The 19,771-nt window shown below is 67.6% G+C and carries 16 protein-coding genes; 14 read left to right on the top strand and 2 right to left on the bottom strand.

The window, feature by feature from the left end; translation table 11 throughout:
• The first annotated feature begins 114 nt into the window (after nucleotides 1–114).
• The 3 genes from hppD to VNE60_10555 are packed head-to-tail and all read left to right on the top strand — an operon-like array spanning nucleotide 115 to nucleotide 3,629.
• Entirely contained in the window at nucleotides 115–1,239 is a 1,125-nt protein-coding gene (gene hppD, locus VNE60_10565) for a 4-hydroxyphenylpyruvate dioxygenase (GenBank protein ID HVB31957.1), read from the top strand.
• Nucleotides 1,239–2,429, top strand: a complete 1,191-nt coding sequence (locus tag VNE60_10560) for a homogentisate 1,2-dioxygenase (GenBank protein ID HVB31956.1) — start codon at nucleotides 1,239–1,241, stop codon at nucleotides 2,427–2,429. Before hppD ends, VNE60_10560 begins: the two co-directional genes overlap by 1 nt.
• An 18-nt stretch (nucleotides 2,430–2,447) precedes the next feature.
• Nucleotides 2,448–3,629 (top strand): hypothetical protein, encoded by a 1,182-nt coding sequence (locus VNE60_10555; protein ID HVB31955.1) that lies wholly within the window; start codon nucleotides 2,448–2,450, stop codon nucleotides 3,627–3,629.
• A gap of 64 nt (nucleotides 3,630–3,693) precedes the next feature.
• Here VNE60_10555 and VNE60_10550 read toward each other — a convergent pair whose 3' ends face one another.
• Complete coding sequence (locus VNE60_10550) at nucleotides 3,694–4,476, bottom strand: enoyl-CoA hydratase/isomerase family protein (protein HVB31954.1); 783 nt, start codon at nucleotides 4,474–4,476, stop codon at nucleotides 3,694–3,696.
• An 87-nt stretch (nucleotides 4,477–4,563) separates the two neighbouring features.
• Here VNE60_10550 and paaA point away from each other — a divergent pair, with 87 nt between their 5' ends.
• The 4 genes from paaA to paaD are packed head-to-tail and all read left to right on the top strand — an operon-like array spanning nucleotide 4,564 to nucleotide 7,145.
• Nucleotides 4,564–5,535, top strand: coding sequence for a 1,2-phenylacetyl-CoA epoxidase subunit PaaA (paaA, locus tag VNE60_10545; protein HVB31953.1), 972 nt, complete (start codon nucleotides 4,564–4,566; stop codon nucleotides 5,533–5,535).
• 10 nt (nucleotides 5,536–5,545) lie between these two features.
• Nucleotides 5,546–5,860, top strand: coding sequence for a 1,2-phenylacetyl-CoA epoxidase subunit PaaB (gene paaB / locus VNE60_10540; GenBank protein HVB31952.1), 315 nt, complete (start codon nucleotides 5,546–5,548; stop codon nucleotides 5,858–5,860).
• Complete coding sequence (gene paaC, locus VNE60_10535; GenBank protein HVB31951.1) at nucleotides 5,857–6,648, top strand: 1,2-phenylacetyl-CoA epoxidase subunit PaaC; 792 nt, start codon at nucleotides 5,857–5,859, stop codon at nucleotides 6,646–6,648. The genes paaB and paaC overlap by 4 nt, the downstream gene beginning before the upstream one ends.
• Nucleotides 6,645–7,145, top strand: a complete 501-nt coding sequence (gene paaD / locus VNE60_10530) for a 1,2-phenylacetyl-CoA epoxidase subunit PaaD (GenBank protein ID HVB31950.1) — start codon at nucleotides 6,645–6,647, stop codon at nucleotides 7,143–7,145. The genes paaC and paaD overlap by 4 nt, the downstream gene beginning before the upstream one ends.
• A gap of 257 nt (nucleotides 7,146–7,402) precedes the next feature.
• Here paaD and VNE60_10525 read toward each other — a convergent pair whose 3' ends face one another.
• Complete coding sequence (locus VNE60_10525; protein ID HVB31949.1) at nucleotides 7,403–9,541, bottom strand: transketolase C-terminal domain-containing protein; 2,139 nt, start codon at nucleotides 9,539–9,541, stop codon at nucleotides 7,403–7,405.
• Nucleotides 9,542–9,716: 175 nt separating this feature from the next.
• Between VNE60_10525 and VNE60_10520 the strand changes: the two genes are divergently transcribed.
• From VNE60_10520 to VNE60_10490, 7 genes are all read left to right on the top strand, one after another.
• A complete protein-coding gene (locus VNE60_10520) occupies nucleotides 9,717–10,505 on the top strand; it encodes an enoyl-CoA hydratase-related protein (GenBank protein HVB31948.1) in 789 nt (262 codons plus the stop codon).
• Nucleotides 10,506–10,507: 2 nt separating this feature from the next.
• Nucleotides 10,508–11,698 carry a 3-hydroxyacyl-CoA dehydrogenase NAD-binding domain-containing protein gene (locus VNE60_10515; GenBank protein HVB31947.1) on the top strand — a complete coding sequence of 397 codons (1,191 nt, stop codon included), beginning with the start codon at nucleotides 10,508–10,510 and terminating at the stop codon, nucleotides 11,696–11,698.
• Nucleotides 11,695–12,147: a hotdog fold thioesterase gene (locus VNE60_10510; GenBank protein HVB31946.1), complete on the top strand. Its 453-nt coding sequence runs from the start codon at nucleotides 11,695–11,697 to the stop codon at nucleotides 12,145–12,147. The genes VNE60_10515 and VNE60_10510 overlap by 4 nt, the downstream gene beginning before the upstream one ends.
• The gene (pcaF, locus tag VNE60_10505; GenBank protein ID HVB31945.1) at nucleotides 12,144–13,355 is read left to right on the top strand and encodes a 3-oxoadipyl-CoA thiolase; all 1,212 of its coding nucleotides are present in this window, start codon (nucleotides 12,144–12,146) and stop codon (nucleotides 13,353–13,355) included. Before VNE60_10510 ends, pcaF begins: the two co-directional genes overlap by 4 nt.
• A complete protein-coding gene (locus tag VNE60_10500; GenBank protein HVB31944.1) occupies nucleotides 13,352–13,951 on the top strand; it encodes a transferase hexapeptide repeat family protein in 600 nt (199 codons plus the stop codon). Before pcaF ends, VNE60_10500 begins: the two co-directional genes overlap by 4 nt.
• On the top strand, nucleotides 13,948–15,990 hold the full coding sequence (gene paaZ / locus VNE60_10495; protein ID HVB31943.1) for a phenylacetic acid degradation bifunctional protein PaaZ: 2,043 nt from the start codon (nucleotides 13,948–13,950) through the stop codon (nucleotides 15,988–15,990). The genes VNE60_10500 and paaZ overlap by 4 nt, the downstream gene beginning before the upstream one ends.
• A gap of 614 nt (nucleotides 15,991–16,604) precedes the next feature.
• The gene (locus VNE60_10490) at nucleotides 16,605–19,745 is read left to right on the top strand and encodes a SusC/RagA family TonB-linked outer membrane protein (protein HVB31942.1); all 3,141 of its coding nucleotides are present in this window, start codon (nucleotides 16,605–16,607) and stop codon (nucleotides 19,743–19,745) included.
• Nucleotides 19,746–19,771 lie beyond the last annotated feature (26 nt).

The raw sequence follows: 19,771 nt of genomic DNA, 5'->3' as shown, positions 1-19,771 counted from the left end.
CCGGCCGATGTTGATGGTGGATGTAACATGCCCTGTCTCGCGGTGGCGCGCGAGTCCGTTAGATTGGACGCATATCACCGTCGCACGGCGGCATTCTTCTGCGAGGACCTGTGTATGGCCACCCAGACCCTTCCGGCGCCGGCTCAGGCGCATGATACGTTCCCGATCAACGGAACCGACTACATCGAGTTCTACGTCGGCAACGCCAAGCAGGCGAGCCTGTACTACCGCGCCGCCTTCGGGTTCAAGCTCGTCGCCTACCGCGGCCCCGAGACCGGCACGCGCGACCGCGCCAGCTACGTGCTCCAGCAGGGCAAGGTGCGGTTCGTGCTCACCACGGCCATCCGCCCCGACGGCGACGTCGCCCGTCACGTCCACGAGCACGGCGACGGGGTGAAGGACCTGGCCCTCTGGGTCAACAACGCCAAGACCGCGTACGCCAAGGCCATCAAGCGCGGCGCCGTGTCGGTGCGCGAGCCCGAGGTCATCCGCGACGAGCACGGCGAGGTGGTGATCGCCGCGATTCGCACCTACGGCGAGACCATCCATTCGCTGGTGGAGCGCAAGAAGTACAAGGGCGCGTTCCTGCCCGGATTCGTGGCCGTCGACCCCGCGTACCAGGGTCGGTCGGTGGGCCTCAAGTACGTGGACCACTGCGTGGGCAACGTCGAACTCGGCGCCATGAACCAGTGGGTGGGCTTCTACGAGAACGTGCTCGGCTTCTACAACCTGATCTCGTTCGACGACAAGGCCATCACCACCGAGTACTCGGCGTTGATGTCCAAGGTCGTATCGAACGGCAACGGGCGCATCAAGTTCCCGCTCAACGAGCCGGCGGCCGGCCGCAAGAAGTCGCAGATCGACGAGTACCTGGAGTTCTACCGCGGCCCGGGCGTGCAGCACATCGCCATGGAGACCGGCGATATCGTCAAGACTGTCTCCAAGCTCAAGAAGAACGGCGTGGAATTCCTCCCGGTGCCGTCCACGTATTACGACACCGTGCTCGACCGCGTGGGCCACATCGACGAGGACATCGCGCCGCTCAAGGAGCTGGGCATCCTCGTGGACCGCGACGACGAGGGGTACCTGCTGCAGATCTTCAGCAAGCCCGTGGAAGACCGCCCCACGGTGTTCTTCGAGATCATCCAGCGCAAGGGCGCCAAGAGCTTCGGCGCCGGCAATTTCAAGGCGCTGTTCGAAGCCATCGAGCGCGAGCAGGGACTGCGCGGGAACCTCTGATGCCCTTCTACCATACGCTGGGCCAGATCCCTCGCAAACGGCACACCGTCTTCCGCAAGCCGGACGGCGGATTGTACGCCGAACAGTTGATGGGCCACGAAGGCTTCACCGGCACCTCGGCGCTGCTGTATCACGTGTATCCGCCCACCACCGTGAAGTCGGTCAAACGGCTGCGCGAGATGAAATACGAGCCCGATCCCGACCATACGCTCAAGCACCGTCACTTCCGCACCTCGGGCATCAAGCCGCACGGCAGTCCCACGCTCGACCGCACGCCGCTCCTGTTCAACCGCGACATCGCGATGCTGTACGTGGAGCCCACCGAGCGCGACGAGCACTTCTATCGCAATGCGCAGGGCGACGAGGTGGTGTACGTCGCCAAGGGGAGCGGCGTCCTCGAGACGCAGTTCGGCGACCTCCCCTTCGGCGAGGGCGACTACGTCGTCATCCACCGCGGCATCATGCACCGCTACCAGCTCAACACCGACGAGCAGGCCAAGCTCCTGGTGTTCGAGAGCCGCGGCCACGTGCGCACGCCGCAGCGCTACCGCAACGAGTTCGGCCAGCTCAAGGAGGGCGCGCCCTACTCCGAGCGCGACATCCGCATTCCCGAGGAGTTGCGCACGCACGACGAGAAGGGCGACTTCCGCCTACTCGTCAAGCAGTACAACGGGCTCAACGAATACGTCATCGATCACCATCCGCTCGATGTCGTGGGCTGGGACGGCTACTTCTATCCATGGGCGTTCAACATCCGCGACTACGAGCCGATCGTGGGACGCGTGCACCAGCCGCCTCCGGTGCACCAGACCTTCGAGGGCGACGGGTTCGTGATCTGCTCGTTCTGCCCGCGCCCGTACGATTTCGATCCCAACTCGGTGCCGGCGCCGTACAACCACAGCAACGTGGATTCCGACGAGGTGCTGTACTACGCCTCCAGCGAGTTCATGAGCCGCAAGGGCATCGAGTTCGGCAGCATCACGCACCACCCCGACGGGATCCCGCATGGTCCCCACCCGGGCCGCGCCGAGGCCTCGATCGGCGCCAAATACACCGACGAGTTGGCCGTGATGATGGACAGCTTCCGGCCGCTCACGGTTGCCAGAGCCGCGCTCCCCATCGAGGACCCGGAGTACTTCCGGAGCTGGGTCGACGCCCAGCACGCGGCCTTCAATCCACCGACTTCCTGACCGCTTCTCGGTCGAGACATGCATAAGACAATTCTGCAACCTGTGGCAGCCCGGGCCATCGTGCCCGAGCTGGCGCAGGCCAGGCACCCCGACGTCTGGGTCTATCGCTACCACGACGCCGCCAACAACTGGACCCTCAGCATCGCCACCCACGCCGAGCCGGGCTCGAAAAAGCTCTCGCTCGGCGGTTTTCGTATCGCGCCCGATTCGCGCGTCAGTTCACCGGGCTTCACCACCGACCACGAGGCCATCGGCCTCGCCATGGGCATGGAGGAGAAGGTCCACTGGTCGCGCGTGATCCGCGTGGGCGGACCGCTCACGCTCAAGAGCATCGCCCGCATCTGCGGCGGCAAGTGCGTGCTGCAACCCACGGCCGATGCGCGGGTGGGCCAGCCACGCGACCAGGCGCTGCTCGATTGGGCCGTGTCGTGCTTCAGGGATGTGGAGGCCAGCGGCGGGTTCTACCTCACCACGGGCCAGGACCTGGGCCACGGCATCATGTCCGACGGCAAGACGCCGTCGCTCTCCTACCTCAACGCGCGGTACAAGGGGAGCGTCATCGCCGACACGTCCGGGCCCACCGGCGAGGGCAACTACCAACTGCTCAAGGGCATGCTCCGCGCCCTCGGCATCGACCTCGCGAACGCCACCGTAGGGCTGATCGGGGCGGGGAACATCGGCATGCACATGATCGCGCGGCTGCGCGAGCACGGCACCACCATGCTGGTGGCCGAGGCGCGTGCGGATCGTCGCAAGGAACTGGAGGCCACGGGCATCAAGACCTGGGCGCCGGAAGACGAGCACGCGCTCCTGGCCGTCCCCATGGACGCCGTGGTCGTGAACGCCGCCGGCGGCACGCTCGAGTCGGCCGCCGTCTCGGCCATCTGCGGCAACGCGCGCGTGCGGGTGGTGTGCGGGTCGGAGAACCTCGTGATGCCAGATGCGAAGGACGCGGAGCGCCTGCGCGCGGCCGGCAAGGTGTACGCGCCCACCGAGCTCGGCGGGATGATGGGCTATCTCACCGCGGCGGAGGAGTATCTGGCGCACCTCGAGGGCGTGCCGTTCGACGTGCACACGCTGCTCGAGGCGGCCAAGCGGCTGGACACCGCGGGGTTCGAAGCCACGTCACGCGTGAAGGCCGGCGGCTTCAAGGAGTCGTTCGAGGACGCGGTGCACGGGTTGTACGGGGACGCGAACTGACGGAGCGTCCGCAGTAAGCGGCGGGCAGTGGGCAGTAGTCTGCCCGCTGCCTTCCGCCCATCGTCTATCGGTTCTTGAACGCCCCGATCGCGCTCCGCGTGAACTCCGACAGCACCAACGTCCCGCTCATCTCGGCGCGCTCGGTGAGCAGCAGTTCCCACTCCTCGGTGCCGGTCCAGAACACGCGCTTGAGCTGTGCCATCGCGTCGGGATTCGATTTGGCCAGCGTCGCGACCAGCGCGTCGAGCCCCGCGTCCATCTCCCCCGCATCCGCATACACCCGCGAGTAGAGCCCGTGCCGCTCGCACCACGCCGCGTCGCGCCAGTCGGCGTCCACGGCCATCGCGCTGAACGCGGCCAGCCCGATCTTCCGCTCGATCACCGGTCCCACCACGAACGGCCCGATCCCCACCGCCAGTTCGCTGAGTCTGGCCGATGCCGCGCGCACGGCCACGCTGAAGTCCGAAGCGGCCACCAGCCCCACGCCGCCGCCGGCCACCTTCCCGTGCACCCGCGTCACGATGAACTTGGGCGCCCGGATCATCGCCAGGATCACGCGCGCGAACCCGCTGAAGAATTCCTTGCCCGACTCCGCGTCCTGGATGGCCGCCAGTTCGTCGAACGAGGCGCCGGCGCAGAACGGACCCGTGCCCTCGCTCCGCAGCACGATCACCTGGGCCCGAGGGTCGGCGCCGGCGGCCGCGATCTGCACCGCGAGCATCCGGAGCAGCGCCCCGGGCAGCGCATTCCCCTTGGGATGGCCGAACGCGACGGTCGCGATCCCGTGGGATATCTCGAGTGTCACGTCGCCGGCGGTGCCCACGGCGGCGCGGTCGTTGGCATGCATAGGCACGGAACATACCCTCCCGCTTCGATTGTCCAAGGTCAAGGTGCCCCATAGATTTAACACGACGCCCGCGAACCGGAGTAGCGCATGGACCAGAAGCCGCAGGCCACCGCCGAAGATCCCGTCAAGCTCTCGGAGTTCGAGGCGCGCATCGCCGCCGGCGAGTCCATCGAGCCCAAGGACTGGATGCCGGAGCGCTACCGCAAGCAGCTCACGCGCATGATGTCGCAGCACGCCCACTCCGAAATCGTGGGCATGCTCCCCGAAGGCAACTGGATCACCCGCGCCCCCAGCCTCCGCCGCAAGATGTCGCTCATCGCCAAGGTGCAGGACGAGGCCGGCCACGGGCTGTACATCTACTGCGGCACCGAGACGCTGGGCGTCGATCGCACCGAACTCGTGGATCAGCTTCTCGACGGACGCGCCAAGTACTCCAGCATCTTCAACTACCCCACGCTCAGTTGGGCCGACATGGGCGTCATCGGGTGGCTGGTGGACGGCGCCGCCATCGTCAATCAGACGGTGCTGGCCAAGGCGTCGTACGGACCCTATGCGCGCGCCATGATCCGCATCTGCAAAGAAGAGAACTTCCACAAGCGCCAGGGCTACGAGATCGTCGCCACGCTCGCCAACGGCACCCCCGCCCAGAAGGCCATGGTGCAGGAGTCGGTGAACCGCTGGTGGTGGCCGTCGCTCATGATGTTCGGCCCCAGCGACAAGGACTCGCCCAACTCCGCCGAGCTGCTGCGCTGGAAGGTCAAGCACAAGACCAACGACGAACTCCGCCAGCGCTTCGTGAACCTCACGGTGCCGCAGGCGCAGGCGGTCCACCTCACGCTGCCCGATCCCGATCTCACATACAACGAAGCGACCAAGGATTGGGAGTTCGGCGAGATCGACTGGACCGAGTTCTATGAGGTGATCAAGGGCAACGGGCCGTGCAATCGCGAGCGCCTCGAGGCGCGGCGCGCCGCGCACGAGAACGGCCGTTGGGTGCGGGACGCCGCCTCCGCCCATGCCCTCAAGCATCGCGCCGCCACGGGCACCGAAGCCGCCTGACCCCACGACCATGGCCAACGATTCGAACGCCGACGTGACCGACGACAGCCAGTGGCCGCTCTGGGAAGTGTTCACCCAGAGCAAGCAGGGCGCGCCCCATGAGCACGCCGGCAGCGTGCACGCCGCCGACGCCGAGCAGGCGCTGCAGAACGCCCGTGACGTGTATGCGCGCCGCGGCGAGGCGATCAGCCTCTGGGTGGTGCCCACGAGCGCCATCGTCGCCTCCATGCCGGGCGACGCCGGCCCGTTCTTCGACCCCGGCAACGACAAGGCGTACCGGCATCCGCAGTTCTACAAGGTGCCGCGCGGAGTGCGCGGGCTGTGAGCGAACCCATCGTCGCCGCTCCCCGCACGACGGCGGTGGCCAATCCGCTGTTCGAGTACATCGTGCGCATGGCCGACGACCGCCTCGTGCTCGGTCATCGGCTCTCCGAGTGGTGCGGACACGGCCCGATTCTCGAAGAGGACATCGCGCTCTCCAACATCGCGCTCGATTTCATCGGCCAGGCCAGCGCGATGTTGGCGCTGGCCGGCCAGGTGGAAGGGAAGGGGCGCGACGAGGACGCGCTGGCGTACTTCCGCGACGAGCATGACTTCCGCAACGCGCTGCTCGTGGAGCAGCCCAACGGCGACTTCGGCGCCACGGTCGTGCGCCAGTTCCTGTTCGACGCTCACAGCGTGCTGTCCCTCGACGCCCTGGCGCGGTGCGCCCACCCGCAACTCGCGGCGCTCGCCGCCAAGAGTCTCAAGGAAGATCGCTACCACCTGCGGCACAGCAGCGAGTGGATGCTCCGCCTGGGCGACGGAACCGCGGAGAGTCACGCCCGCGTGCAGCGCGCCCTCGACGAGCTGTGGCGGTTCACGGGCGAGCTGTTCGAGTCCGACGCGATTGACACCGCCGTGGCCGCCCAGGGCATCGTCGTGGACCACGAGTCCATCCGCGCGCGCTGGCACGACATCGTGGCCGACGTGGTGAAACGCGCCACGCTCACGCTCCCCGGCAACGTACCCATGGCCTCGGGCGGCCGCCGCGGCCGGCACAGCGAGCACCTCGGCCACCTGCTGGCCGAAATGCAGATCGTCGCCCGCTCGCACCCCGGCGCCAGCTGGTGAACGCCGCGCGTCCGGGTCGCGACGACGTCCTGCGCATCCTCGGCACGGTGATGGACCCCGAGGTGCCGGTGCTCAGCGTGGTCGAACTCGGCATCATCCGCGATGTGGACGTGGGCGACGCCGGCGTGAAGATCACCATCACCCCCACGTATTCCGGCTGTCCCGCCATGCACACCATGGAAGAGGACATGCGCGGCGCGCTCGCCGGCCACGGCATCACCGCGGTGGAGTTCCAGACGGTGTACGCACCGGCGTGGACCAGCGACTGGATTCCCGCCGAGGCTCGTGAGAAGCTCCGCCGGTTCGGCATCGCTCCGCCGGGCCCCGCCGATCAGGGCGGGTTGATCGCCCTCACTCGGCGCGCGGCGCCCGTGGCGTGCCCGTACTGCGGATCGGCGAATACCGAGCGCCGGAGCGAATTCGGGTCCACCGCGTGCAAGGCCATCCACTTCTGCAACGCCTGCAGCCAGCCGTTCGACGAGTTCAAGCCGTTCTGAGTTTCTGCGAACGGCAACGGCAACTGCCTTGAACTACGACTAGACGGATTGGGCGAATCCACGGATCAAACTGCAACTGCAACTGCACTAATCGGGGGAACCGCTCCGCCATCGAGATCTGGATGGCGGAGCAGTTCCCCCAGTGGTTTGGCAGTTGAGGCTGTTGCTGTTGCCGTATCCGTTGAATCCGTCCAATCCGCCTCATCGTGGTCCAAGGCTGTTGCCGTTGCCGTGCGATCTGTCCGGCCACGGCCGCGCTACGTCGCCAGCAATGCCTCGATCCGCGCCGCGATCCCCTCCACACTGGGCAGCACCGCGTCCAGCAGCACCGGGTGGTACGGCATCGGCACGTCGTCCACCGCCAGCCGGTCCACCGGCGCATCCAGATGCCAGAACGCCTCACGCGCCACCGTCGCCGCGATCTCGGCGCCGAACCCCGCCGTGATCGTGTCTTCGTGCACGATCAGGCACCGGCCGGTCCGCGTTACGGATTCCAATATGGCATCGCGGTCCCAGGGCGCGATCGTCCGCAGATCGTACAGGTCCACGCCCGCCCCGGCCCCCAGCCGGTCCACGGCCTCCACGCACCGCAGCGCCATCGCGCCCCAACTCACCACCGTGATCCGCTCCCCGGCGCGCAGCCGGTTCGCCTTGCCGAACGGGAGCACGTAGTCATCGCCCGGATAGTGCGCGCTGCCGTCGCTCGTCATCAGCAGCGACCGATGCTCGAAGAAGATGGTCGGGTTCCGGCCGCGCATCGCCGACCGCAACAGCCCCACCGCGTCGGCGGCGTTGGACGGCATGGCCAGTTGCCACCCGATGGCGTGCGCGAACCGCACCTCGTCGCTCAGGCTGTGCCACGGGTCGCCCACGTCCTTCCCGAATCCGCCCGGCATGCGCACCACGATCGGCGCCGCGAACTGGTTGGCCGTGCGCCACCGCATGGTGCCGCAGTTGTTGAGCTGCTCCGTGGCCGGATCCGCATACTTGCGGAACTGGATTTCCGCCACCGGCATCAGCCCCGCCATCGCCATGCCCACGGCCCGCCCCACGATGCCTTCTTCGGAGAGGCTGGTGTCGAACACCCGATCGGCCCCGAATGCCTTCTGCAGCCCTTCGGTCACCAGGTGCACGCCGCCCTTCACCCCCACGTCCTCACCGAACACCAGCACCTTGGGATTGCGCGCCATCTCGGCCTTGAGCGTGCGCCGCACCGCCTCGGCAAACCGCACCATGTCGCCGTCGGCGGACGGCGTGTCCGATCCGCCAAGCGCGGCGAGATCGGCGTCCGACAGCCCGCCCACGGTCTCGGGGTCGCCGTCCCGATGCGCCTCGGCGTACAGGAACCGCTTCACCGTCTCCGGCGCGGGCGCCGGACGAGCCCGCGCCCCGGCCAGCGCCCGGTCCACGTCGCGCGCGACGTCGGCTTCGAGCGCGCTCCAGTCTCCGGCCGACATCACCGCCGGCACGAGATAGTCGCGCAGCCGCGGCAGCGGATCGCGCGCCGCGTCGGCCGCGATCTCGGCCGCCGTGCGATATCCCTTCTGATTGTCGGGGCCGGAATGGCTGCACAGCCGCGGCACGGTGAGCCGGATCAGCGCCGGACCCCGGCCTGCGCGCACATGGTCCGTCACGGTCTCGAGCAGCCGTGATGCTTCGGCGGGGTCGGTGCCGTCGCCGTCGCGCACGAACAGATTGCCGAACGAGGCCAGGTTTTTCGCGATGTCGCCGCCCGGCGTCTGCATCTGCCCCTTCACGGAGATGCCCAGCCCGTTGTCTTCGATGTAGAACAGCATCGGCAGGTTGAGCGTCGTGGCCATCGTCAGCGCCGACCAGAACCCGTTGGTCGCCACCGAGCCTTCGCCCCCGAGGGCCACGCTAAGACATCCCGCGTACGATCGGTCGTTGAGCGTGTCGCGGTGGTAGGTGATGGCCTGCGCCCAGCCCGCCGCGGGCGTGTACTGCGAGCCCACGTCGCCCGACATCGGCAGCACCATCGGCCCGCTGCGCCGCGGCATGTTGCACACCACCCCGATATCGCGGCCGTCGCTGAACCCGCCCGAGCGGCCCAGCGGACTGGCCAGCGCGTCCTCGATCCCCAGGCCCATCGAGAGCAACAGCGGCCGCGACCGGTAGTACGCGCCCGCCGCATCGTGCGTGCCCGTGAGCAGCGAACCCAGAATCGCCTGCGCCATGTCGTGCCCGCGCGCCGAGAACTGGTAGAGCACCAGGTGATCCTTGGGCACCGACGCGCGATTCTTGTTCGTCGTCTCCTCGACGTCGTCGAGGGCGCGCGACACCAGCGTGTGGTAGGCGATCTTCCGCCAATCGAAGTTGGGATTGACGGCCGCGCCTGGCGCGGCGGCAGCGGACTTGGACGGCGACTTCGTGGGCATCGAACCTCGCACGGATTGACGACACACCCTCGGGATCGCGGCTGGGGCCGCTCCCGAAGAATTCCGCTCTCAAATCTGGACGGAGCGCGCCCGGAAGGCGAGAGTCTGGTGCGCATCGCGTCCCGGATCGGATATCTTTAGCCGCTGGCGTACCCCCTTGGTCCCGAGGACCCGGATGGCCTACCAGTTCATCACCTGCACCCTCAGCGAAAGCGTGGCGACGATCACCCTCGATCGCCCCGATGTCCTGAACAGCTTCAACCGCGCCATGGCCCTGGAACTCCAGCTCACCCTCGGCGCGCTGGCCAAGGACCCCATGGTGCGGGCCATCCTGCTCACCGGCAACGGGCGCGCGTTCTGCGCCGGCCAGGATCTGGGCGAGGCGGTGCCCGCCGCCGGTCCGCTCCCCGACCTCGGCGACATCGTGCACGACGGATACAACCCGATCGTCCGCCTCATCCGCGCCATCGAGAAGCCCGTGATCTGCGCCGTGAACGGCGTGGCCGCCGGCGCCGGCGCCAACCTCGCCCTCGCCTGCGATATCCTCATCGCGGCCGAAGAGGCGTCGTTCATCCAGAGCTTCTCGAAGATCGGCCTCATCCCCGACACCGGGGGCACGTTCTTCCTGCCCCGGCTCGTCGGCTTCCATCGCGCCACCGCGATGATGATGCTGGGCGAGAAGGTCTCCGCCGCGCGCGCCAAGGAGCTGGGCATGGTGCACGACGTCGTGCCGCACTCCGTGCTGCACGACACCGCCCTCGGCCTCGCCCGGAATCTCGCCGCCCAGGCCACGCGCGGCTTCGGTCTCACCAAGCGCGCGCTCAACCGCTCGCTGGGAAACGACCTCGATTCGCAACTCGAATTCGAGGAGGAACTGCAGCGCGAGGCGGGCCGCACCAGAGACTACGAGGAAGGCGTGCGCGCCTTTCTCGAAAAGCGCAAACCAAACTTCACGGGGCAATGACCATGCCGCTCGGGGCCGACACGGTAGTGGGCGTGGTGGGCGCCGGCGCGATGGGCGCCGGGATCGCGCAGGTGGCCGCCACGCGCGGCCATTCCGTCATCCTCTCCGATGCGATTCCGGGCGCGCTCGATCGTGCGCGCGCCGCGCTCGACGCATCCCTCACCCGCCAGGTCGACAAAGGCACACTCAGCCGCGAACAGGCGGCCGCCGCGCTCGCCCGCGTCACATGGGTGGCCGGAATCGGCGAGGCCGAGTGGGCGCGGTTCGCGCCCTGCGGGCTCGTCGTCGAGGCGATTCTCGAAGACCTCACCCTCAAGAAGGCCGTGTTCTCGGCCCTCGAACGCGTCGTCGCGCCCGACGCCGTGCTGGCCACCAACACATCGTCCCTGTCGGTGGCCGCGCTCTCTTCGGCGTGCACGCAGGCCGGGCGCGTCGTGGGCATCCACTTCTTCAATCCGGCTCCGGTGATGCCGCTCGTCGAGATCGTCGGCGCCATCACCAGCGATCCGGCGGTCACCGCCGAGGCCCGGCGGTTCATCGACGGGTGGGGCAAGACCACCGTCGTCGCTGCCGACACGCCGGGATTCATCGTCAATCGCATCGCGCGCCCGTTCTACGGCGAAGCGCTGCGCATCGCCGAAGAGGGCATCGCCGATTACGCCACCATCGACTGGGCCCTGCGCGACACCGCGGGTTTCAAAATGGGCCCGTTCGAGCTCATGGACTTCATCGGCAACGACGTGAACTACGCCGTCACCTGCTCGGTGTTCGAAGCCATGTACTACGATCCCCGCTATCGTCCCGCGCTCACCCAGCGGCGGCTGGTCGAGGCGGGGCGGCTGGGCCGCAAGACCCGGCGCGGCTACTACGACTACCGCGACGGCGCCGCCGCTCCCACTCCCACCCGCGACGCCGCGCTCGCCAAGCGCGTCGTGGACCGGGTCGTCGCCATGCTGGTCAATGAGGCCGTCGACGCGCTGCATCTGCGCGTGGCCACGGCCGCCGACATCGAGCGGGCGATGACGACGGGCGTGAACTACCCCAAGGGCCTGCTCGCCTGGGGCGACGAGATCGGCGTGCGCGCCGTCCTCCAGCGCATCACCGCCCTCCAGGAAGAATACGGCGAGGATCGCTACCGGCCGAGCCCGCTCCTGCGGCGCCTCGCCAAGGAAGCGCGGAGAATTCTCCAGTGACCGCGGCCGGGTCGGCGGAGCAGGCGCTCGCCGAGACCGTGGTGCGCGGGATGCTGGCCCGCGACGAGTTCAGCCGCTGGCTGGGGGTGGAGCTGATCGATCTCGCCCCCGGGCGCTGCTCGCTCCGCATGAAGGTCCGCGGCGAGATGGTGAACGGCTTCGGCGTGTCGCACGGCGGCATCGTGTACTCGCTGGCCGACAGCGCGCTCGCGTTCGCCTCCAACACCAACGGGCGCGTCACCGTGAGCATCGAGAACAGCATCGGCTATCCGGTGGCGGTGCACCCCGGCAACATCCTCACCGCGATCGCGGTGGAGGACAGCGCCGCCAATCGCGTGGCCTTCTACACGGTCACCGTGCGCAACGAGGCCGGGGTCGCCGTGGCACTCTTCCGGGGCACCGTGTACCGCACCCGGCAATCGCACCTCCCTCAACCCGCCACCCCATGACCGACGCTTTCATCGTCGACGGCCTGCGCACTCCCATCGGCACGCTGGGCGGCGCGCTGAGCGACGTGCGGGCCGACGACCTGGCCGCCCACGCGATCGCGGCGCTGCTGGCGCGCCATCCGTCGGTGGATCCGGCGCGCATCGCCGACGTGATCCTGGGGTGCGCCAATCAGGCCGGCGACGACAACCGCAATGTGGCCCGCATGGCGCTGCTGCTGGCCGGCGTGCCGGTGAGCGTGCCCGGCGAGACCATCAACCGCCTCTGCGCCTCCGGCCTCAGCGCCGTGGCCAGCGCCGCCCGCGGCGTGAAGCTCGGCGAGGGCGACCTCTACGTGGCCGGCGGCGTGGAGAGCATGACCCGCGCCCCGTACGTGCTCTCCAAGGGCGCCAAGCCCTTCGCCCGCGACATGCAGCTGTTCGACACGAGCCTGGGCTGGCGGTTCGTGAATCCCCTCATGCAGGCCAGGTACGGCACCGATTCCATGGGGCAGACGGCGGAGAACGTGGCCGAGCAGTTCGGCGTGTCGCGCGACGACCAGGATGCGTTTGCCGCGCGGTCGCAGCAGAAGGCCGCCGCGGCGCGCGCCTCGGGGCGCCTGGCCGTGGAGATCGCCCCCGTGGAGATCGCGCAGCGCAAGGGCCCGCCGGTGCGCGTGGAGCACGACGAGTTCATCCGCCCCGAGACCACGCGCGAGGGGCTGGCCAAGCTGCGCCCCGCCTTCCGCACCGACGGCAAGGGCACGGTCACCGCCGGCAACGCCTCGGGGCTCAACGACGGCGCCGCGGCGCTGCTCATCGCCTCGGAGCGCGCCGTCAAGGAATTCCAGTTCACGCCCCGCGCCCGCGTGGTCGCCGCCGCCGCCGCCGGCGTCGAGCCGCGCATCATGGGCATGGGGCCGGTGCCGTCCACGCGGCGCGCCCTCGCCCTGGCTGGTATCACGCTCGACCAGATGGACGTCATCGAGCTGAACGAAGCCTTCGCGGCGCAGTCGCTCGCCTGCCTGCGCGAGTTCGGCCTGGCCGACGACGACCCGCGCGTGAATCCCAACGGCGGCGCCATCGCCCTCGGCCATCCGCTGGGCATGTCGGGCGCCCGATTGGCGCTCACCGCCACGCGCGAACTCGAGCGCACCAACACCCGCTACGCGCTCTGCACCATGTGCATCGGCGTGGGGCAGGGCATGGCGATGGTGCTGGAGCGCGCGTGATCTACGCGTTCGAAGGGTTCGTTCCCGTCGTGCACGAGTCCGCGTTCGTCCATCCGCAGGCGGCGGTCACCGGCAACGTGATCATCGGACGCGACGTGTACGTGGGACCGGGCGCCGCCGTTCGCGGCGATTGGGGCGGCGTCGTCATCGGACACGGCTGCAACGTTCAGGAGAACTGCACCATCCATGCCTTCCCGGGCGCCACCGCCGTGCTCGACGACAGCGCGCACATGGGACACGGTTCGGTGCTGCACGGCGGCCGCCTGGGGGAGAACGTGCTGCTCGGCATCAACGCCGTGGTCATGGACCACGCCGTGATCGGCGCCGGCTGCATCGTGGGAGCGCTCTGCTTCGTGCCCGCCAACATGGAGATCCCGCCGCGCAAGGTCGTGGTGGGCAACCCGGCCCGCATCGTGAAGGACGTGACCGACGAGATGCTGGCGTGGAAGACCGACGGCACGCGGGTCTATCACGCGCTGCCGGCGCGCATGCGCGCCGGGTGGATGCCCTGCGAGCCGCTGCGCGACGTGCCCGCCGACCGGCAGGAGCAGGAGCGCAACTACCGGACGTGGAACGAGACGAGGAACCGCCCATGAAGCTGCAGAACTACGCGCTCGGCCAGTGGATCACCGGCACCGGCACGCCCACCGAGCTCTTCCACGCCGTGACCGGCGAGAAGATCGGCGAGGCCACGAGCAGCGGTCTGGACTTCGAGGCGATGGCCGCCTACGCGCGGCGCGTGGGCGGCCCCAAGCTCCGCGCCATGACCTTCCACGAGCGCGCCCGCATGCTCAAGGCGATGGCGCAGTACCTGATGGAGCGCAAGGACCGCTTCTACGAGATCTCGGCCGCCACCGGCGCTACCACGCAGGATTCCTGGATCGACATCGAGGGCGGCATCGGCACCTTCTTCGCCTATGGCAGCCGCGGCCGGCGCGACTTTCCCAACGAGACCTTCTACGTGGACGGCGCCATGGAGCCGCTGTCCAAGCACGGCACCTTCGTGGCCCGCCACCTGTGCGTGCCGCTCGAGGGCGTGGCCGTGCACATCAACGCCTTCAATTTCCCGTGCTGGGGCATGCTAGAGAAGCTCGCCCCCACGTTTCTGGCCGGCATGCCGGCCATCGTCAAGCCGGCCACGGTCACCTCGTTCCTCACCGAGGCGATGGTCCGTACGATGATTGAGTCCGGCATCCTCCCCGACGGCGCGCTGCAGCTCATCTGCGGCAGCGCCGGCGATCTGCTCTCCCACCTGGAATGCCAGGACGCGGTGGCGTTCACCGGATCGGCCGCCACCGGGCGCATGCTCAAGGAGAGTCCCGCCATCGTCGAGCACGCGGTGCGGTTCAACATGGAGGCCGACTCGCTCAACTGCTCCATCCTCGGGCCCGACGCGGCGCCGGGCACGGAGGAGTTCGATCTCTTCATCAAGGAAGTGGTGCGCGAGATGACCGTGAAGGCGGGGCAGAAGTGCACCGCCATCCGCCGCACCATCGTGCCGCGCGGCATGGAGCAGGATGTCGTCAACGCGCTGCGTGCCCGGCTCGGAAAAGTCACGATCGGCGATCCGCGCGTGGAGGGCGTGCGCATGGGCCCGCTGGCCAGCCGCGGGCAGGTGCGCGACGTGGGCGAGAAGACGGCGCAGCTCCGCCAGGCGGGCGAGCTCGTATACGGCGGCGAGTCCGACTTCGAAGTGGTTGGCGCCGACCGCGACCAGGGGGCGTTCTTCGCTCCCATCCTGCTGGTCTGTGACGCGCCCTTCGCGCACCACGAGCCGCACGACGTCGAGGCGTTCGGGCCCGTGAATACGGTGATGCCGTACGCCAACCTCGAGGAGGCCGTCGAGCTGGCCAAACTGGGGCGCGGCAGCCTGTGCGGCTCGCTGTTCACCGCCAGCAGCGGCGTGGCGCGGCAGGTGGTGCTGGGCGTGGCCCCGTATCACGGCCGGATCATGGTGCTCGATCGCACCAGCGCCAGGGAGAGCACGGGGCACGGATCGCCGCTGCCCAACCTGGTGCACGGCGGCCCCGGGCGTGCCGGCGGCGGCGAGGAGATGGGCGGGGTGCGCGGCGTGCTGCACTACATGCAGCGCACGGCGGTGCAGGGCTCGCCCACCGTGCTCACGCAGGTGATGGACCAGTGGATGCCGGGCGCCGAGCAGCGGCGCGGCGGCGTGCATCCGTTCCGGAAGTATTTCGAGCAGTTGGAGATCGGCGAGACGCTCGTCACCGGCAGCCGCACGATCACCGAGGCGGACGTGATGGCGTTCGCCGAGCTGAGCGGCGATTTCTTCTACGCGCACATGGACGACGACGCGGCCCGCGCCTCGATCTTCGACAAGCGCGTGGTGCACGGCTACTTCGTGGTCTCGGCGGCGGCGGGCCTGTTCGTGGATCCGGCGCCCGGGCCCGTGCTGGCCAACTACGGCCTGGACAACCTGCGGTTCGTGAAGCCGGTGTACATCGGCGACACCATCCAGGTGCGCCTCACCTGCAAGCAGAAGACGGCCAAGGAGACGCCCGCCGGCGGGATCCCGCAGGGCGTGGTGGCCTGGGACGTGGACGTGCGCAACCAGCACGATGAACCCGTGGCGCTGTACACGATCCTCACGCTGGTGCGCCGTCAGGCGGCCTGAGATCGGTGCGTGGCGTCCTGATTGGCCGGCGATCGGCGCGTTCTGCGGTGTCACTTATCTGAGCAGCCGACATAATAGCTCCGGTATCGGTCACGATGACATATAGTCCAGATCGGTGGCCGTATGAATATTGAACGGCCAACTGCCGGATTTCGGGGCAGAATTTGCGATTTCGCCACCGCTGCGGGATCTGCCGGCTGCCGTCCAGCCGCGGGGCGAAATCATCGCGATTCGCGCCGACTTTCTGCGCCACAACGTCATGGTGAAAAAGCACTTACATAATTTGGACCGGCGCTCCACTGGCCCCGGACAAATGTGGGTGCCCCAAGGCGCAACTAGATGAATGTGTAAAGAGTGCCACGACGCACCCACTTTTTTGTGACGGGGCACTGTACCACAGGGGTTTACTGGTCGAATGACAAACCATTCAGACGCCGGACAGAGAATCGGACAATTTCGCCGAATTCAGCATTGCTGATGACGGCGGCGGTTCCCGGCAGGTTGCCGATCGCGCGAGAGCGCTTGAACGGCAAGGGTAAGCGCACGCACGGGCCGGCGACGGCTTCCGTGTGGTTTGCGCTTTTCAATCACTACCCCATCACTCGGAGGGGTGCATGAGGAGTTTGCTTCGAACACTACTCACCGCAACGGCGGGTCTCGCGCTCTGTGCAGCGTCGGCGTCCGCTCAGGGTGCGGCCAGAATCACCGGGCGCGTGACGTCGGATAACGGCGCCCCGCTGCCCCTGGCGAGCGTGAGCATCCCGTCGCTGGGCATCGGTGCATACACCGATGACGGCGGCCTCTACTCCATCCAGGTCCCCGGCGCGCGAGTGCCCAGCGGCTCGGTGGCGGTGACCGTGCGGCGCGTGGGCTACTCGCCCAAGACCGTGCAGGTCACGCTGGCGGCTGGTGGCTCCGTGGAGCAGGACTTCGTGCTCACGACGCTGCCCAACGTGCTGTCGGGCGTGGTCGTGACCGCGCTCGGCGTCCAGATGGAAAAGAGCCAACTGGGTACCGCGCAGCAGCAGGTGTCGAGCGGCGTGCTCAACAGTACGCACGACGCCAACGTGGTCAACGAGCTCGCCGGCAAGGTGGCGGGCGTGACGATCACCGGCTCGGGTACCCAAGGCGGGTCGTCCAACATCACCATCCGCGGCTCGAACTCCATCGGCGGCAACAACACCCCGCTGTTCATCGTGGACGGCGTTCCGGTGTCGACGGCCGATCGTGGCGGCAGCGTGAACGGCGCCTACGACTTCGGGTCGGCCATCAACGACCTCAACCCCGATGACATCGCCTCGGTGACGGTGCTCAAGGGCCCGAACGCCGCGGCGCTGTACGGATCGCGCGCCGCCAACGGCGTCATCCTCATCACCACCAAGACCGGCTCCGCGAGCGGCGGCAAGGTGAACACGTCGTACACGTCGAGCTACTCCTTCGACACGCCCTCGATCACGCCCACCTTCCAGAACCTGTACGGCCAGGGCGCCGGCGGTCAGTTCAGCTTCGTCGACGGCCAGGGTGGCGGCATCCAGGACGGTAACGACCAGAGCTTCGGTCCCCGCCTCGATGGCCGGATCATCGACCAGTTCACGTGCCCCACCGGTTGTCCGTGGGTTGCTCATCCGAACAACGTGAGCAGCTTCTTCCAGACGGGTGGCACGTTCGACAACAACCTGTCGTTCAGCGGCGGCACCGATCGCGCCAGCGCGCGCGTATCCGTCGGCACCGACGATTCCAAGGGCTACATCCCGAATAACTCGTTCCAGAAGTTCAGCGCCGCGCTCTCCGGCCAGCTCCAGGTGAGCAGCCGCCTGAGCACCAGCGCCAGCCTGAACTACATCAACAATCAGGCGCTGAACCGACCCGGCACCGGCTACAACGTCGGCATCCTGGAAGGCCTCTACGTGTGGTTCGGCCGCCAGGTGGACATGAACGCCCTCCGGCACGAGTTCTATCAGCCGAACGGCTCGCTGTACAACTGGAACTACAACTATCACAACAATCCGTTCTGGATCCAGTACGACAATCCCGAGCACGACGTGCGCAACCGCATGATCGGCAACGTGTCGGCCACGTACAAGCTCACCGACTGGCTCGATGTCACGGCCCGCACGGGTTCGGACATCTACAACTACAACCAGTCGCAGGAGTGGGCGGGCGGCAATCTGAACTTCGCCGACCCGGCGTACTCGGGTGCGTTTGCATTCCAGCAAACCGGATGGAACGAGAACAACAGCGAAGTTCTGGCCACGCTCCGCAAGACCATGAATTCGCACCTCGCGGTCAACGTGATCGCCGGCGCCAACCGCCGGTTCTCGCAGTACAACTACACGTCGCAGAGCACGGCCGGCATCTCGGTGCCGTGGATCTACAACGTGTCCAACGCCGCCATCACCCCGACCCTTAACCAGAACATCCAGAACCTTCAGGTGAACAGCGCCTACGGTTCGGCCTCGTTCACGTGGGATGATTGGTGGACGGTGGAAGGCACGGCCCGCAACGACTGGTCGTCCACGCTGCCCCGGGGACACAATTCGTACTTCTATCCCTCGGTCAACACGTCGTTGGTGCTCACCAACATGATCCCGTCGCTCAAGTCCAGCTTCCTGAGCTACTTCAAGCTGCGCGGATCGGTGGCCCAGGTGGGCGCCGATGCCTCGCCGTATCAGCTGGCCACCACGTACAGCGGCTCGTCGGCCAAGTTCTCCGGCCTGCCGTTGTACAGCATTTCCAGCACGATCTCCAACCCCACGCTCAAGCCCGAAATCACGCAGTCCGGTGAGGCCGGTGTCGAGCTCGGGCTGTTCGACGATCGCGCCAGCCTGGACATGAGCTACTACCGCAAGGCGACGCGCAACCAGATCATCAATCTGACGCTCGCGCCGACCACCGGCTTCGCGAACAAGTCCATCAACGCCGGCAAGATCGTCAACGCCGGCTTCGAGGCCCAGCTCAACGTCACGCCCATCCAGACCAACAATTTCCAGTGGAACGCGACGTTCAACTACTCCACCAACGCCAACAAGGTCGTCTCGCTCTATCCGGGGCTCACGACGATCGTGTTGAACAGCAGCTGGTACCAGAACGTCGAGGCCCGCGTGGGCCAGCCGTACGGCACGCTGTTCGGCTACACCTTCCTGCGCGATAGCGCGACCCACAAGCTGATCACCCTCAACGGTCTGCCGCAGATTGGACCGCGTAAGGTGCTCGGCAACGTGAATCCGCTCTGGATCGGCAGCTGGAACAACGAGTTCAAGTACAAGCGTTGGACCCTCAGCGGCCTGCTCGACTACCACGTGGGCGGCAGCATCTTCAGCGTGACCAACATGTTCGGGCAGTACACGGGCGTGCTGGCCAGCACCATCAAGGGCCGCGAAGTCGACTGGAACAAGCCCGGCGTGGTGGTGCAGGGTATCGACGGCAACACTGGTCAGCCCAACACCGTGAACCGCACGGCCGAGGACTACTACCAGTCGCTGTTCGCGATCAACGAGGCGTTCATCTACAGCGCGACGTATCTCAAGCTCCGCGAACTGCGCCTTGGATACGACCTGACCCCGAACCAGGCGCATCGGTTCTGGGCGCAGTCGGTGAACATCGCGTTCGTTGGCCGCAATCTGCTTGCGTCCAAGAAGATCCCGAACGTCGATCCGGAGTTCGCGTACGCGTCGAGCACGGCCGGCCTGGGCATGGAGTTCGCCAACCTGCCCAACACGCTGAGCTGGGGCTTCAACGTCCGGATCGTTCCGTGACCGTCCATTCCCGGAGAGCCAACCAC

Source organism: Gemmatimonadaceae bacterium (assembly GCA_035533755.1).
Lineage (GTDB): Bacteria > Gemmatimonadota > Gemmatimonadetes > Gemmatimonadales > Gemmatimonadaceae > JAGWRI01.
Note: the sequence above shows the minus strand (reverse complement) of the source record. Positions and strands in the feature narration are given on the sequence as shown.

What these genes read in the sequence shown, in the direction of transcription:
- hppD (HVB31957.1), top strand. Translation starts at nt 115, where the DNA reads ATGGCCACCCAGACCCTTCCGGCGCCGGCTCAGGCGCATGATACGTTC.
- VNE60_10560 (HVB31956.1), top strand. Translation starts at nt 1,239, where the DNA reads ATGCCCTTCTACCATACGCTGGGCCAGATCCCTCGCAAACGGCACACC.
- VNE60_10555 (HVB31955.1), top strand. Translation starts at nt 2,448, where the DNA reads ATGCATAAGACAATTCTGCAACCTGTGGCAGCCCGGGCCATCGTGCCC.
- VNE60_10550 (HVB31954.1), bottom strand. Translation starts at nt 4,476, where the DNA reads ATGCATGCCAACGACCGCGCCGCCGTGGGCACCGCCGGCGACGTGACA.
- paaA (HVB31953.1), top strand. Translation starts at nt 4,564, where the DNA reads ATGGACCAGAAGCCGCAGGCCACCGCCGAAGATCCCGTCAAGCTCTCG.
- paaB (HVB31952.1), top strand. Translation starts at nt 5,546, where the DNA reads ATGGCCAACGATTCGAACGCCGACGTGACCGACGACAGCCAGTGGCCG.
- VNE60_10525 (HVB31949.1), bottom strand. Translation starts at nt 9,541, where the DNA reads ATGCCCACGAAGTCGCCGTCCAAGTCCGCTGCCGCCGCGCCAGGCGCG.
- VNE60_10520 (HVB31948.1), top strand. Translation starts at nt 9,717, where the DNA reads ATGGCCTACCAGTTCATCACCTGCACCCTCAGCGAAAGCGTGGCGACG.
- VNE60_10515 (HVB31947.1), top strand. Translation starts at nt 10,508, where the DNA reads ATGCCGCTCGGGGCCGACACGGTAGTGGGCGTGGTGGGCGCCGGCGCG.
- pcaF (HVB31945.1), top strand. Translation starts at nt 12,144, where the DNA reads ATGACCGACGCTTTCATCGTCGACGGCCTGCGCACTCCCATCGGCACG.
- paaZ (HVB31943.1), top strand. Translation starts at nt 13,948, where the DNA reads ATGAAGCTGCAGAACTACGCGCTCGGCCAGTGGATCACCGGCACCGGC.
- VNE60_10490 (HVB31942.1), top strand. Translation starts at nt 16,605, where the DNA reads ATGAGGAGTTTGCTTCGAACACTACTCACCGCAACGGCGGGTCTCGCG.